A 14,882-nucleotide genomic window follows, 5' to 3' on the forward strand; every position below is an offset into this window, starting at 1 on the left:
AGACACCGATAATGCCGAATGACACACCGCCATCGCCGGCAAGCCGGCTCCTACAAGGACTGTGTGGGGCATGAATTGCGGGCAACAAAAAGGCCCCCATTTAGGGAGCCTTGATGTTCAGCGATTCAACTTACATGTTCGGGTAAGTCGGGCCGCCAGCGCCTTCCGGCGCCACCCAGGTGATGTTCTGTGCAGGGTCCTTGATGTCGCAGGTCTTGCAGTGAACGCAGTTCTGGGCGTTGATCTGGAAGCGCTTCTCGCCGTCTTCCTTGGTGACCACCTCATACACGCCGGCCGGGCAGTAACGCTGGGCAGGTTCATCGTACATCGGCAGGTTCTTGGCGATCGGGATGCTCAGGTCGGCCAGCTTCAGGTGGCAAGGCTGTTCTTCTTCATGGTTGGTACCGGAGATGAACACCGAGCTGAGTTTGTCGAAACTGATTTTGCCATCAGGTTTCGGGTAGTCGATCTTCTTGCAGTCGGCCGCGAGTTTCAGGCAAGCGTAATCCGGCTTGGTGTCGTGCAGGGTGAACGGCAGTTTGCCGCCGAAGATGTTCTGGTCCAGCCAGTTGAAACCACCGCCGACGATGGCGCCGAACTTGTGGATCGCCGGGCCGAAGTTGCGGCTGGCGAACAGCTCGTCGTAGAGCCAGCTCTTCTTGAACGCGTCGACGTAAGTGGTCAGTTCTTCGGTGCCGTCCTTTTCAGCGAACAGCGCCTCGGCCACGGATTCAGCGGCGAGCATGCCGGACTTCATCGCGGTGTGGCTGCCTTTGATCTTGGCGAAGTTCAGGGTGCCGAGGTCGCAACCGATCAGCGCGCCGCCCTTGAAGACCATTTTCGGCAGCGAGTTCAGGCCGCCCTTGCAGATGGCGCGTGCGCCGTAGCTGATGCGCTTGCCGCCTTCCAGGTACTGCTTGAGTACCGGGTGATGCTTGAGGCGCTGGAACTCGTCGAACGGCGACAGGTAGGTGTTGCTGTAGGACAGATCAACGATCAGGCCGACCACCACCTGGTTGTTTTCCAGGTGATAGAGGAACGAGCCGCCAGTGTTCTCGGTGCCCATGATGTCCAGCGGCCAGCCGGCGGTATGCACCACCAGGCCTGGCTGATGTTGGGCCGGGTCGATTTCCCAGATTTCTTTCAGGCCGATGCCGTAGTGCTGTGCGTCGGCTTCGCTGTCGAGGTTGAAGCGCTTGATCAACTGCTTGCCGATGTGGCCACGGCAGCCTTCGGCGAACAGCGTGTACTTGCCGCGCAATTCCATGCCTGGGGTGTACAGGCCTTCTTTCGGGTTGCCTTCGCGGTCAACGCCCAGATCACCGGTGATGATCCCGCGCACCACGCCGTTTTCGTCGAACAGTGCTTCCTGCGCGGCGAAGCCCGGGTAGATTTCTACGCCCAGGTTTTCGGCCTGCTGAGCCAGCCAGCGGCACAGGTTGCCCAGGGAGATGATGTAGTTGCCTTCGTTGTGCATGGTCTTGGGCACAAAGAGGTCGGGAATCTTCTGCGCGCTGTCGGCGTTTTTCAGCACGAAAATGTCATCGCGGGTGACCGGCGTGTTCAGCGGCGCGCCAAGTTCTTTCCAGTCCGGGAACAGTTCGTTCAGGGCGCGTGGTTCGAACACGGCACCGGACAGGATGTGAGCACCCACTTCGGAGCCTTTTTCGACCACGCAGACGCTGATTTCCTTACCGGCTTCAGCAGCCTTCTGCTTCAAGCGGCAGGCGGCGGAAAGACCAGCGGGGCCGGCACCGACGATGACCACGTCGAATTCCATGTATTCGCGTTCCACAGGTTATCTCCTACTCAAGGCTCAACAGTTTTTTTTCTAATTGGAGGTTTGGTGTCGCATCCATGAATTCCTGCACGAGGCAGGAAGAGGACAATCGATGAACCACCTTTCTCTTTGGGTGGCGCATTATATCTACACCACTCTTAGCGTCCAATACAAACGTTTGTTTGAATCGGCTCAAAGCCAGAGAAATCAAAGTCACGCGGCTTATGACTGGCCATTTTGCCGTATTGACCGGAATAGGCGTTCCGGTCAAGATACGGTCGGTTTTGCGCTCGCCGTAGGCTGACTGTTGGTTTCAAGAGCACCTCTAAAGACAGGGCGATGGCAGTACAAGGTGACGCGCAGCGCAGTGTTGGCGCGCAGTTTACACGCCACGATATTTAATGACTTGTTGGTCACCACTGACGAACGGTCATCAACGTCATGAGCGATGGTCACTTGACACGTATGCCGGCGTTTTTAGAGGTGCCCTTGCGCCCGATGAGCATCAACCGCCAGGTTCGCCTAGGCGACTTTCTTTTCACCGGAGAGTAACGAGGAATCCATGAAGGTTCTTGTAGCTGTCAAACGCGTTGTGGATTACAACGTCAAGGTTCGCGTCAAGGCGGACAATTCCGGCGTCGACCTCGCCAACGTGAAGATGTCGATGAACCCGTTCTGCGAAATCGCAGTGGAAGAAGCCGTACGCCTGAAAGAGAAAGGCGTTGCGACTGAAATCGTCGTCGTCTCCATCGGCCCGTCCACCGCTCAAGAGCAACTGCGCACCGCGCTGGCTCTGGGTGCCGACCGCGCCATCCTCGTCGAATCCGCTGAAGATCTGACTTCCCTGGCCGTTGCCAAGCTGCTCAAGGCTGTTGTCGACAAGGAACAGCCTCAGCTGGTGATCCTTGGCAAACAAGCCATCGACAGCGACAACAACCAGACTGGCCAGATGCTCGCTGCATTGAGCGGCTACGGTCAGGGCACCTTCGCGTCCAAAGTCGAAGTGTCCGGCGACAGCGTTGCCGTGACCCGCGAAATCGACGGCGGCGCGCAAACAGTTTCCCTGAAACTGCCGGCCATCGTCACCACCGACCTGCGTTTGAACGAGCCGCGCTACGCGTCCCTGCCAAACATCATGAAAGCCAAGAAGAAGCCTCTCGAAGTGCTGACTCCGGACGCTTTGGGCGTTTCCACCGCCTCCACCAACAAGACCGTGAAAGTCGAAGCGCCTGCTGCACGCAGCGCGGGTATCAAGGTCAAGTCGGTGGCTGAACTGGTCGAGAAACTGAAAAACGAAGCGAAGGTAATCTAAATGACTATCTTGGTTATTGCTGAACACGACAACAAAGTGCTGGCCCCGGCCACGCTGAACACTGTAGCCGCTGCTGCCAAAATCGGCGGCGACATCCACGTGCTGGTTGCAGGTCAGGGCGCTGGCGCCGTGGCTGAAGCCGCTGCGAAAGTGGCTGGCGTGGCTAAAGTGCTGGTGGCCGATAACGCCGCCTACGCTCACCAACTGCCGGAAAACGTCGCGCCACTGGTTGCCGAGCTGGGCAAGGGCTACAGCCACATCCTGGCTGCCGCTACTTCCAACGGCAAAAACATCCTGCCGCGCGTTGCCGCTCAGCTGGACGTTGACCAGATCTCCGAGATCATCTCGGTTGAAAGCGCTGACACTTTCAAGCGCCCGATCTACGCCGGTAACGCCATCGCTACCGTTCAGTCGAACGCTGCGGTCAAAGTGATCACCGTGCGTGCCACCGGTTTCGACCCGGTTGCCGCTGAAGGCGGTTCGGCTGCCGTTGAAGCAGTTGCTGCTGCGCACAACGCCGGCACTTCGAGCTTCGTCGGTGAAGAACTGGCCAAGTCCGATCGTCCGGAACTGACCGCTGCCAAGATCGTCGTTTCCGGCGGTCGCGGCATGCAGAACGGCGACAACTTCAAACACCTGTACGCCCTGGCCGACAAGCTGGGCGCTGCCGTGGGTGCTTCCCGCGCCGCGGTCGACGCAGGTTTCGTACCCAACGACATGCAGGTCGGTCAGACCGGCAAGATCGTTGCTCCACAGCTGTACATCGCGGTCGGTATCTCCGGCGCGATCCAGCACCTGGCCGGCATGAAAGACTCCAAAGTGATCGTCGCGATCAACAAGGACGAAGAAGCGCCGATCTTCCAGGTGGCCGATTACGGCCTGGTGGCGGACCTGTTCGAAGCCATCCCTGAGCTCGAGAAGCTGGTCTAATCCAGCCGCTTGACCTATAAAGAGCCCGACCTTTTGGTCGGGCTTTTTTTTGCTCTTCTGTAGGAGCGAGCCTGCTCGCGATGGACTTGGAGGCACCGCGGTTACCCGGAGCGGGCGCGTCATCGTTAACGTCCATCGCCGGCAAGCCGGTCTCGCTCCTACAGGGGATATAACGGGGTTTGAGTATGGATCTGCATCGAGTGTTCGGTTGGTCATTGCTGCTGGGTCTGACGCTGTTGCCGACGCTGTCCATCGCAGCGGGCAAGTGTGAGCGACTGGTGGTCACCGGCAGCCCGGATGCGCCGCCGTATCTGTGGCAAGACCCGCAAAACCCCAAGCACCTGATCGGGGCCAGTGCCGATCTGTTGCAACAAGTAGCAGGGCAGTTGGGCATCAAGGTCGAGATGCTCTATGCCGGCAAACGCGCTCAGGCGCTGGAGGAAGTGCGCAGTGGGCGCATGGACATGCTGGCCGACGCGCCGTTGACGGTCAGTGAGCTGGAAACCCTGGATTACATTCATCCGCCGTTGCTGGAAAACGATTACCTGGTCTGGACCCGAAAAGACTCGCCACTGGTCTACAACCAGGCGCAGGACCTTCACGGTCACCCCGGCGCGTTGTCGGAAAAGTCTCGAATGACCCCGGAATTCGGTACGTTTGCCGAGCAGCAATTGACCCTCGTACGCACCCCCAACCTGACCCAGGCCCTTCAGAAATTGCTGTTGGGGGAAGTGGAATTTGTCCTCGCCGGACGCTATTCGGGCATGGCAGCCGCACAGGCCTTGAGCATGGCCAATGACCTCGTCGCGCGCCCGCAGCCGGTCGACAAACCCGGCCTGTTCCTCGCGGTTTCCCATAACTCTGCCTGCAACGATCCGTGGTTGCGCGGACAGCTGGCCAAAAAGATGACAGAATTGCCCGCGTCCGGACTGACGGAAGCCGTGCTGCAACGCAATATCGAGCGCTGGAAAGCGCAGCAACAGCAACCACAGCAACCCCCCGCCAGTACCCCAAAACAGTAGGGATTTTTAGTGAGTATTCGACCTCTTTTCGCTGCCCTGGCCGTTCTGGCTCTGGCGGGTTGTGCAGCCGATCCGGCGCCGAATGAACAAATACGCCTGACCGAACAGGTGCTCGTGCAAGCCAAAGCCGTGGGGGCCACCGCGGACGATGTGCCGGAAATGAAACTGGCCGAAGAAAAATTCGCCCGTGCCCAAGGTGATATGGCCGATCAGTCTTACAAGCATGCACGCATGCGCTCCGAACAGGCCGAACTTGACGCGCGCCTGGCTGAAGCCAAGGTCCTGACGCTCAAAAGTGAGGAGAAGCTGGATCTTCTCAACACCCGCATCACTCGATTGCGCAAGCAAGTGGGGGATGCTCAATGAACCTCACGTCCAAAGCTATCGGCGGCTTGATCCTCGTGGGCTGTGCCAGCCTCTATGGCTGCGCCGGTCAGCGCAGTGAAGCCGCGCTGCAAGAAGCGGGTGCTGACTTTCAGAAGGTGAAAGAGGATTCCAGCGTGCTGCGAATCGCACCGAAAGACGTGATCCGTGCCGGTGAATCCCTGGCCCGTGCCGATCGACTGTCCAGCTACTGGGGCAGCGGGTCTGACGTGCTGCATTACGCCTACCTGAGCCGGCGCTACAGCGAAATCGCTCGGGAACACACCAATCAGGTACTCAACGAAGAGCGCGCGGCGAAGCTCGAACTGGAGCGTCAACGCCTGCAACTGGCCCTGCGCGAATCCAAATTGCTGAGCGTGCAGCAGCAGGGCAAGTGGCTTGAAGAGCAGATTGTTGCGCTGGCCACGACCCAGACTGACCGTGGCCTGGTGATGACCCTCGGCGACGTGCTGTTCGACACCGGCGAAGCGGAGCTGAAAAACTCGGCGAACCGCGTGGTGTTGAAGATCGTGCAATTCCTGCAGCTCAATCCCAAGCGCGTCGTGCGCATCGAAGGCTACGCCGACAGCACCGGCGGCAAGCAGGAAAACCTCAAACTGTCCCGTGACCGTGCGCAATCGGTGGCGGACGTGTTGACGGACCTGGGCATCGACGAAAAACGCATTAAGGTCGAAGGTTATGGCGACGAATACCCGGTAGACGCGAACGCCTCGGAACGGGGCCGGGCGCAGAACCGTCGGGTGGAAATTGTGTTCTCCGACGAAAAAGGCCAGCTCGGCGCCGCCCGGTAATGGCGGATTCCGATTGAAACCACATACTCTGTAGGAGCCGGCTTGCCGGCGATAGCATCACCGCGGTGTCTCAGATGAACCGCAGTGATGCCATCGCCAGCAAGCCGGCTCCTACAAACCCGGGCTGCCCGTCAGCGCCGGGTTTTTTTTCGCCTGCCAACTGCTCCGCGTTTTCAGTAAAAAGCAGTACAGATTTTGCTGACACTGCACTGTACCGTCGACTATTGTGGCAACTGTCCCCGTACACTTCTAAACTGTTCCGGTATTGTTTCACACAAGAATAAAATGCCCGTGAAATCGAGTGCTGCGTCATGACCAATCTCTTGCTCTACCAACGTATTGCTCAACAACTGGCCGAAGACATCCGTCGTGGGGTCTATCAGCCGGGGGAGCGCGTGCCTTCGGTGCGCAAGATGAGTTCGCAGCTCAATGTCAGCCACGCGACGGTGTTGCAGGCGTATGCCAATCTCGAAGATCAGGGGCTGATCCGTGCCCGGCCGCAGTCGGGTTACTACGTGCACCAGACGCCGGCCCTGACTGCGCCGACACCGGACATCGCCCGGGTCGAACGTCCCGGCCTGGTCACCCGCAGCAGCATCATTCAACAAGTGTTGGTCGAATCCCGTCGTGAGGGCGTGTTTCCCTTGGGCGCGGCGGTGCCGAGCGTCGATTACCTGCCGGTGCGGGCGCTGCATCAGCAGTTGGCCAAAGTCACCCGATTCCATAGCCCGCGGGCATTCAGTTACATGTTCAGCCCCGGTTTTGAACCGTTGCGGCGGCAAGTAGCGATTCGCATGCGCGATGCCGGCGTGGTGGTCGATCCGTCGGAAGTGGTGATCACCCACGGCTGCGTCGATGCCTTGCAGATGTCCCTGCGCGTGCTGACCCGGCCGGGCGACTTGATCGCCGCCGAGTCGCCAACCTACTACGGGTTGCTGCAACTGGCCGATCTGCTGGGCCTGAAAGTCATCGAGATCCCCAGCGATCCGGCCACCGGCATGAGCCTGGAAGCCTTGCAGCTGGCAGCGAATCAGTGGTCGATCAAAGCGCTGGTGCTGACTACGCGCCTGAGCAATCCGCTGGGCGGCACCATGCCCGAAGAGCGGCAGAAACAACTGCTGCGCCTGGCCTCGGATTTCGATATTCAGGTGGTCGAAGACGATATCTACGGCGAACTGATGTTCGAGCAGGGCCGCACCAAGGCACTCAAGGCCTACGACCGGCTGGATCGGGTGATCTACTGCTCAAGCTTCTCCAAGACCCTGTCCCCGGGTGTGCGGATTGGCTGGATGATTGCCGGCAAGTACCAGCAGGAAATCCAGCGCTTGCAGACCTTCAGCACGCATTCGGCTTGCAGCGTTACGCAGATGGGGATCGCGGCGTATCTGGAAAATGGCGGTTACGACCGGCATTTGCGCTACATCCGTCAGGAGTACCGCAAAAATCTCAGCGCTTTCCAGCTCGCGGTGCAGCAGTATTTCCCGGAAGGCACACAGATGACCCGGCCGACCGGCGGCTTCATTCTGTGGGTGAGTCTGCCGGGACGGGTCAATACACAAGAACTTCATGTGCGCGCGTTGCAGCAAGGCATCAGCATCGCACCGGGGCTGATTTTCAGTAACACCGAGCAGTTCAATCACTGCATTCGGCTCAACTGCGGCATTCCCTGGAATCGCGAAGCCGAGCGTGCATTGATGACCCTAGGCATGCTGGCTACCCAGCTTTGCCAGGAGATGGCCGGCGGAATGTGATGGGGCGGACGGGTAATTCCTGCCCGAGCTTGTCATGTCGCGTCCAACGAGCGAGCATATGCCCTCTGCCGATAGCGCCGTTCCCCGTTGGATCCATGAAACCGATTTTTCCTGCCGCCTGGTTGTCGATCTGCCTGCTGATAACCTTCAATTCGGAAGGCGTCCTGGCGGCTTCCGCTCAGGAAAAACCTGCCGCCAGCGCGACATCGAAAAAACCGGCACCGGCAAAAAAAGCCACGCCGGTCAAAAAGAAAGCGGCTACGCAGAAAAAACGTTCGCCCATTGCCTCCAAATCCAAACCGGCCAGTGAAGTGGTGAAAACCAAACTGCCTTCGGCTGACCTGGATTTGAGCTTGCCTGAGGAAATGGCCGAAGAGTTTAAGCCGGTCGGTACAGTCCCGTTGCCCCGGCACGATGCGGTATTGCCAAAAATGTTTGGTGAGAAGGCCGGCAGCTCTCCGTTCCAGCTCAACGGGCGACTGATCAGCAACGAAATGAAGTTGCAACTGCGTAACGAAGAGCGTCGAGACGTCGACGGTGCGGCGCTGGAATTGGAGTTCAAGCAGTAAATCCTCCCTCGGCGTGACCCGCAGGCCAGACGCTTTGTCGGAGACTGGTCAGTCACGCTGGTTTGAGCGTAAAAACCCGGCGGCAGGTAATTTAAAACAACTGTTTTAGCGGTTACTCTGTGCCCCGTCCTTTAACACATCACCCGTCGCGAGGAGCTCGTCGTCATGAAATGCCGTGAAGGCTGTGGCGCCTGTTGCATTGCCCCTTCCATCAGTTCTCCGATTCCCGGTATGCCCAATGGCAAAGCCGCCGGAGAACGTTGCGTTCAACTCTCCGCCGAAAACCTGTGCAGTATTTTCGGCCAACCGGAACGTCCGGCCGTGTGTTCGGCATTTGAAGCCGACGTCGAAGTCTGCGGGAACAGCAGTGACGAAGCGATCAGATTGCTGGGCTGGTGGGAGCAGATGACGGCGGCGTGATGTGTCAACGAACGGAACTTCAACAATAAGGAATAAGACTATGGGTTCGCTGCATCGTATGGCTGTGCTGTGTGGTTTGACGGTTTTGCTGGCGACTGCCACCGCACAGGCCGAAGACTGGAAGGTGGCCAAGAATGAAGACGGCATCAAAGTGTCCTTGAGTGAAGTGGCCGGCTCTGACTACAAGGCTTATCAGGGCGTTACCCTGATGAAAACCACCATGGCCAAATTGCGCGCACTCCAGGAAGACGTGGCGGGCGCCTGCTCGTGGATTCACGAATGCAAGCAGCAGAAGCTGCTCAAGCATGAAGGCGATCAGAGCTGGACCTACACCCAGTTCAATACCCCATGGCCGGTGACTGCGCGTGATTCGGTGCTGCATATCACGACTACCGTAGGCGCCGATGGCAGTCTGACCCGTAAGCTTGAGGGTGTGCCGAAGTACATTCCTGAAGAAAAGGGTTTTGTGCGGGTTGCCAAGGTTGATGGGTTCTGGAAGTTCGTGCCCAAGGGTGACCAGATTGAAGTGACCTATCAGGTTCACACTGAGCCGGGTGGTAGCGTGCCTTCGATGATTGCCAACAAGTTTGTGGTTGATGCGCCGTTCAATACCTTGAAAGCGCTGAAAGAGCGTGCCGAGAAGTAATTGCTTCGTTTCTTTCTATAAAAAGCCCTGATTTGATCGGGGCTTTTTTTTTGCGGGTTTGTTTGATTGGTGTGCATATCCGTAGCTGCGGTCATGGCGGCTTATGGTTTCGCTTTTACAGCGAGTCACTTGGAAGAGCCCCAAGTAACCAAGGGCTCTTGCCCCTTTCGTTCGGTGGCTCGCTAATGCTCGCCATGCCCTCGCTCCGGTCCTGCTCCGTGGGCCCGCCGCCATCGGCCATCCCTGGCCGGGGGCGGCTAACCCGGCATCCATGCCGGGTTGCCCACTGCGCAGAACCTGCGCTCGGCCTCTCGAGGGGGCGCTCAGATCAAAAGCGGAAGGCGAGCTAACGCTCGGCCTGATGAGTGGTGGAAATCAAAAGCGTACGCGATTTCCTGTAGGAGCCGGCTTGCCGGCGAAAAGCGTCTGGGCGACGCGTTCATTCAGACAGCACGCGTTATCGTTGACGCCCATCGCCAGCAAGCTGGCTCCTACAATTTCGAACTGTGTGAACCCAATCCCTGTAGGAGCCAGCTTGCTGGCGATGGCGTCCGTCCAATCAATAAACAGGTGACTGATCCACCGCTATCGCCAGCAAGCCGGCTCCTACAGGGGGAATGTGCAAACATCCAAAATTAGTGCAGCCACCACAATGCGGGAGTGCACACACGGCCAAGGAGCCAGGTCGGCTTTCAGGCCGCCTCGGCGGCTGTGGCGGTAGTCGCCCCCTCGAGAGGCCGAGTGGAGGTTCTGCGCAGTGGGCAACCCGGCATGGATGCCGAGCCACAGCGAGGCACCGAACGAAAGGGGCAAAAGCGCTTGGTTACTTGGCGCTTCTCCAAGTGACTCGCTGTAAGGGCGAAACCAATAGCCGCCATTACCGCAGAAACGGATATGACCACACCCAACTTATGGACTCTGAAAGACTTTATTGTGTTTCCGAATATGCGCTACACAAAATTTTCACAAAGCCTCCAAGACAATTCGCCCGCGCCAGCCGTGCAGATCAGTAATCAATGGCAATGCCGCGGTTGATCGTGCAACATTTGCGCACCGCGCAAACCCCGGGGCCGAGAACTGGCCAACAGAGGGCAGGGCGCAGCTGTAATTTTGAAACTTCAACTTCCAATGGGTCCTAAAACGACATGGCAATCCCGGACGCCCTGAGTCAGCAGCGAGCTTCTAGTCGCCTGCTGCAACCGACCGTCAAATCGCATCTGGCCTACACGCTGTTGTGTGCCCTGGTCATGATGGTCATGTTCAGCCTGCTGCGCGTCGCGCTGCTGGTCTACAACCGCGAGATGATCCTCGACACCCCGGCCTCGACCTTTTTCGAAGCGTTCGCCAACGGTCTGCGCTTCGACCTGCGCCTGGTGGTCTACCTCAGCATTCCGCTGTTGCTGGCGCTGTTCAGCTCCCGGGCCATGGCGGCCCGCGGGTTCTTCCGTTTCTGGTTGACCATCGCTTCGAGCATCGCGCTGTTCCTCGGCCTGATGGAAATGGACTTCTACCGCGAGTTCCACCAGCGCCTCAACGGCCTGGTCTTCCAGTACGTGAAGGAAGACCCGAAAACCGTAATGAGCATGCTCTGGTACGGATTCCCGGTGGTTCGCTACCTGCTGGCCTGGGCCGTGGGTACGTTGATCCTGACCCTGGCGTTCAAGGGCGCCGACCGCGCGACCCGTCCTCGCGGTCCGTTCAGCGGCGGCAGCATCGGCACGCGCCAGATCGCCCCGTGGTACGCGCGCATTGTCGTGTTCGTGGTGTGCCTGCTGGTCTGCGTGGTCGCGGCTCGCGGCACTCTGCGCCAAGGCCCGCCACTGCGTTGGGGTGACGTTTACACCACCGACTCCAACTTCGCCAACCAGTTGGGCCTCAACGGCACATTGTCGCTGGTCGCGGCGGCCAAGAGCCGGATGTCCGAAGATCGCGACAACATCTGGAAAGCCACGCTGCCACAGCCGCAAGCTCAGCAAATCGTGCGTGACATGCTGGTGATGCCGAACGACAAACTGGTAGATGCCGAGACCGCAGCGGTGCGTCGCGATTACACGCCGCCGGCCGACAAGACTCTGCCGATCAAGAACGTCGTCGTGATCCTGATGGAAAGCATGGCCGGTCACTCGGTCGGAGCCCTCGGTGCGCCGGGCAACATCACGCCGTACCTCGACAAGCTGTCGAAGGAAGGCCTGCTGTTTGACCGCTTCTTCTCCAACGGCACCCACACCCACCAGGGTATGTTCGCCACCATGGCCTGCTTCCCGAACCTGCCGGGTTTCGAATACCTGATGCAGACCCCGGAAGGCAGTCACAAACTGTCCGGCCTCCCGCAATTGCTCAGCGCCCGCGACTATGACGACGTGTACGTCTACAACGGCGACTTCGCCTGGGATAACCAGTCGGGTTTCTTCAGCAGCCAGGGCATGACCAACTTCATTGGTCGTAACGACTTCGTCAACCCGGTGTTCTCCGATCCAACCTGGGGTGTGTCCGACCAGGACATGTTCGACCGTGGTCTGGTCGAACTCAAGGCGCGGGAAAACGGCAAGCCGTTCTATGCCTTGCTGCAGACCCTGTCCAACCACACGCCATACGCCTTGCCGACGCCATTGCCGGTCGAGCGCGTGACCGATCGTGGCAGCCTGAACGAGCATTTGACCGCCATGCGTTACGCGGACTGGGCGCTCGGTCAGTTCTTTGAAAAGGCCCGCAAGGAGCCTTACTTCAAGGAAACCCTGTTTGTCATCGTCGGTGACCACGGTTTCGGCAACGAGCGCCAGATCACCGAAATGGACCTGGGCCGCTTCAACGTGCCGATGCTGATGATTGCACCGGGCATCCAGGACAAATTCGGCAAACTTGACCACACGGTGGGCACGCAGATCGACATCGTACCGACCATCATGGGTCGCATCGGTGGCGAAGTGCGTCATCAGTGCTGGGGGCGTGACCTGCTCGACCTGCCGGAAGGCGACACCGGTTTTGGCGTGATCAAACCGTCGGGCAGCGAACAGACCACGGCCATTGTCACGGCGGATCAGATTCTGGTCTTGCCGAAAGAAAAGGAAATGGAGCCGAAGATGTATCAGTACGAACTGGGCGCGACACCTCACGCCGAGATCGTTCCGAATGCACCTCGCACTGCCGAGCTGAAACTCAAGCTCGAAGCGTTCCTGCAAACGGCGACCAAGAGTCTGATCGACAACACCGCCGGTGTCGTTGACGGCAAGCCGGACTGAGCGTTGACGCAATAAAAAAGAGGCCCTTCAAGGGCCTCTTTTTTTTTGCCTGTCAGATTTTTATATCTTGCCGAGTAACAGCAAAATCAACAGCACCACCAACACCACGCCGATGATACCCGACGGGCCATAACCCCAACTTCTGGAATGAGGGAAGACCGGCAGACCACCTACCAGCAGGAGGATCAGAATAATGATTAGTATTGTGCCCATGTCTATTTCCTTGTCGGAAGTGTTCTGAAATTGCCTGGTGTTAATTGTCAGCTGGACTGCAATAAACCCGAGCTGCTTGTAAATTCCGACTGGTGCACTTGAAAGAAAATTCCAAGTTTTTTTAATGTATTTCGAAGAAAGGCTTATTTCGTTTTCAGGGGCCTGGTTGATTCAGGCGCGCTCGCGGTTTGATTGCGCCATTCAGCAATCTGATGGAGCGTGGGTCGGGCAAGGTCCTTCGCTACACTCGACGCATCTTCCCCGGAACAACAAGGCTGTTTGCTATGCAAAATCGCATGATGATCACTGGCGCGGGCTCGGGCCTGGGTCGCGAAATCGCGCTGCGCTGGGCACGTGAAGGCTGGCAACTGGCTTTGTCGGATGTCAGCGAACCCGGTCTGCAGGAAACCCTGAAACTGGTTCGCGAAGCCGGCGGCGATGGCTTTATCCAGCGTTGCGATGTGCGCGATTACAGTCAGCTGACTGCGTTCGCCCAAGCCTGTGAAGTCAAGCTCGGCGGCATCGATGTCATCGTCAACAACGCCGGTGTTGCCTCGGGCGGGTTCTTCAGCGAACTGTCCCTGGAAGACTGGGACTGGCAGATCGCGATCAACCTGATGGGCGTGGTCAAGGGTTGCAAGGCGTTCTTGCCGCTGCTGGAAAAAAGCAAAGGCAAGATCATCAACATCGCGTCGATGGCCGCCCTGATGCAAGGCCCGGCGATGAGCAACTACAACGTGGCCAAGGCCGGTGTAGTTGCTTTGTCCGAAAGCCTGCTGATCGAACTGGCGCACCAGGAAGTTGGCGTGCATGTGGTGTGCCCGTCGTTCTTCCAGACCAACCTGCTGGACTCTTTCCGTGGTCCGACACCCGCCATGAAAGCGCAGGTTGGCAAGTTGCTGGAAAGTTCGCCGATTAGTGCGGCCGACATTGCCGACTACATCTATCAGCACGTCGCCGCCGGCGAATTCATGATCCTGCCCCACGAACAAGGCCGTATGGCCTGGGCGCTGAAACAGAAGAACCCGCAACTGCTCTACGACGAAATGACCCTCATGGCCGATAAAATGCGCGCCAAGGCCAAACAAACCGCAGGCTGAACTTGCCCACGCACAACGTCGCCGTTAGGGTGGCCGCCATCGGTCATCCTCGCGAGACGTTCGCATGCTCAATTACCTGTGGTTTTTTCTCGCCGCGCTATTCGAAATCGCCGGCTGCTTTGCCTTCTGGATGTGGTTACGCCAAGGCAAAAGCGTCTGGTGGGTGGTGCCGGCGCTGCTCAGCCTGACCTTGTTCGCGCTGCTGCTGACCCGTGTCGAGGCGAGCTACGCGGGGCGGGCTTATGCCGCCTACGGTGGCATCTACATCATTGCGTCGATTGGCTGGCTGGCCGTGGTCGAACGGATTCGCCCGCTCGGCTCTGACTGGATCGGCGTGGCGCTGTGTGTGATCGGCGCAAGCGTCATCTTGTTTGGCCCGCGTTTTTCCGCTGCCTGAAGCAAAGCCTCGGTTTGTAAGACGTTTCCTTAAGAGGTGTTCGCCTTGCGCTGTAGGGCGGGACTGTTTTGCCCTCGTCGCATTGAAGGCCCGCCGCGTGCCGGGCATCTTCAGGGTTCGATAACCCTGAAGGACGAATGCCATGCTTGTACTCAGCCGCGTTGTGGGCGAAATGATTTCCATCGGTGACGACATTTCGGTGCGTATTGTCGCCGTCAACGGCAACACGGTGCGCTTCGGCGTCGACGCGCCGCAAAGCGTCAATGTGCACCGTGCTGAAGTCTACAAGCGCATCCAGGTCAAACTGGCAAAAACCAAAGGGCGATGA

The 14,882-nt window shown here is 58.5% G+C and carries 16 protein-coding genes; 13 read left to right on the forward strand and 3 right to left on the reverse strand.

The window, feature by feature from the left end; translation table 11 throughout:
• Nucleotides 1-130: 130 nt before the first annotated feature.
• Nucleotides 131-1,795, reverse strand: a complete 1,665-nt coding sequence (locus KGB24_RS19750; protein WP_223415219.1) for an electron transfer flavoprotein-ubiquinone oxidoreductase — start codon at nt 1,793-1,795, stop codon at nt 131-133.
• 547 nt (nt 1,796-2,342) lie between these two features.
• On the opposite strand from KGB24_RS19750, the gene KGB24_RS19755 reads away from it, so the two are divergent.
• The 5 genes from KGB24_RS19755 (at nt 2,343) to KGB24_RS19775 (ending at nt 6,219) form a co-directional block, all read left to right on the forward strand.
• Nucleotides 2,343-3,092 carry an electron transfer flavoprotein subunit beta/FixA family protein gene (locus tag KGB24_RS19755; RefSeq protein WP_007942046.1) on the forward strand — a complete coding sequence of 250 codons (750 nt, stop codon included), beginning with the start codon at nt 2,343-2,345 and terminating at the stop codon, nt 3,090-3,092.
• Nucleotides 3,093-4,022, forward strand: a complete 930-nt coding sequence (locus KGB24_RS19760; RefSeq protein ID WP_008032881.1) for an electron transfer flavoprotein subunit alpha/FixB family protein — start codon at nt 3,093-3,095, stop codon at nt 4,020-4,022. It abuts the gene before it with no gap.
• A gap of 185 nt (nt 4,023-4,207) precedes the next feature.
• Nucleotides 4,208-5,044: a substrate-binding periplasmic protein gene (locus KGB24_RS19765; RefSeq protein WP_223415218.1), complete on the forward strand. Its 837-nt coding sequence runs from the start codon at nt 4,208-4,210 to the stop codon at nt 5,042-5,044.
• A 9-nt stretch (nt 5,045-5,053) separates the two neighbouring features.
• A complete protein-coding gene (locus KGB24_RS19770; protein ID WP_008032884.1) occupies nt 5,054-5,410 on the forward strand; it encodes a DUF4398 domain-containing protein in 357 nt (118 codons plus the stop codon).
• Nucleotides 5,407-6,219, forward strand: coding sequence for an OmpA family protein (locus KGB24_RS19775; protein WP_223415217.1), 813 nt, complete (start codon nt 5,407-5,409; stop codon nt 6,217-6,219). Before KGB24_RS19770 ends, KGB24_RS19775 begins: the two co-directional genes overlap by 4 nt.
• Before the next feature lie 70 nt (nt 6,220-6,289).
• Here KGB24_RS19775 and KGB24_RS19780 read toward each other — a convergent pair whose 3' ends face one another.
• Entirely contained in the window at nt 6,290-6,532 is a 243-nt protein-coding gene (locus tag KGB24_RS19780) for a hypothetical protein (RefSeq protein ID WP_223474851.1), read from the reverse strand.
• Here KGB24_RS19780 and KGB24_RS19785 point away from each other — a divergent pair.
• The 5 genes from KGB24_RS19785 to KGB24_RS19805 all read left to right on the forward strand — a co-directional run bounded on the left by KGB24_RS19785 (nt 6,531) and on the right by KGB24_RS19805 (nt 12,844).
• Nucleotides 6,531-7,970, forward strand: coding sequence for a PLP-dependent aminotransferase family protein (locus tag KGB24_RS19785; RefSeq protein WP_008040862.1), 1,440 nt, complete (start codon nt 6,531-6,533; stop codon nt 7,968-7,970). The two genes, KGB24_RS19780 and KGB24_RS19785, sit on opposite strands and share 2 nt — an antisense overlap.
• 95 nt (nt 7,971-8,065) lie before the next feature.
• Nucleotides 8,066-8,539: a translation initiation factor 2 gene (locus KGB24_RS19790; RefSeq protein WP_223413998.1), complete on the forward strand. Its 474-nt coding sequence runs from the start codon at nt 8,066-8,068 to the stop codon at nt 8,537-8,539.
• 165 nt (nt 8,540-8,704) lie between these two features.
• Nucleotides 8,705-8,959: a YkgJ family cysteine cluster protein gene (locus KGB24_RS19795; RefSeq protein WP_008032889.1), complete on the forward strand. Its 255-nt coding sequence runs from the start codon at nt 8,705-8,707 to the stop codon at nt 8,957-8,959.
• A gap of 40 nt (nt 8,960-8,999) precedes the next feature.
• Complete coding sequence (locus KGB24_RS19800; RefSeq protein ID WP_008040859.1) at nt 9,000-9,605, forward strand: START domain-containing protein; 606 nt, start codon at nt 9,000-9,002, stop codon at nt 9,603-9,605.
• A gap of 1,145 nt (nt 9,606-10,750) precedes the next feature.
• Nucleotides 10,751-12,844, forward strand: coding sequence for an LTA synthase family protein (locus KGB24_RS19805; protein WP_223416131.1), 2,094 nt, complete (start codon nt 10,751-10,753; stop codon nt 12,842-12,844).
• Nucleotides 12,845-12,904: 60 nt separating this feature from the next.
• Here the strand turns inward: KGB24_RS19805 and KGB24_RS19810 are convergent, their stop codons facing one another.
• Nucleotides 12,905-13,063: a DUF3309 family protein gene (locus KGB24_RS19810; RefSeq protein WP_174602692.1), complete on the reverse strand. Its 159-nt coding sequence runs from the start codon at nt 13,061-13,063 to the stop codon at nt 12,905-12,907.
• 278 nt (nt 13,064-13,341) lie between these two features.
• On the opposite strand from KGB24_RS19810, the gene KGB24_RS19815 reads away from it, so the two are divergent.
• The 3 genes from KGB24_RS19815 (at nt 13,342) to csrA (ending at nt 14,882) form a co-directional block, all read left to right on the forward strand.
• Nucleotides 13,342-14,157, forward strand: coding sequence for an SDR family oxidoreductase (locus tag KGB24_RS19815; RefSeq protein ID WP_008034550.1), 816 nt, complete (start codon nt 13,342-13,344; stop codon nt 14,155-14,157).
• A gap of 64 nt (nt 14,158-14,221) precedes the next feature.
• Complete coding sequence (locus KGB24_RS19820; protein ID WP_008034549.1) at nt 14,222-14,554, forward strand: YnfA family protein; 333 nt, start codon at nt 14,222-14,224, stop codon at nt 14,552-14,554.
• 142 nt (nt 14,555-14,696) lie between these two features.
• On the forward strand, nt 14,697-14,882 hold the full coding sequence (gene csrA, locus KGB24_RS19825; RefSeq protein WP_008034548.1) for a carbon storage regulator CsrA: 186 nt from the start codon (nt 14,697-14,699) through the stop codon (nt 14,880-14,882).

It is taken from the genome of Pseudomonas sp. BF-RE-25, assembly GCF_019956105.1.
Taxonomy (GTDB): domain Bacteria; phylum Pseudomonadota; class Gammaproteobacteria; order Pseudomonadales; family Pseudomonadaceae; genus Aquipseudomonas; species Aquipseudomonas migulae.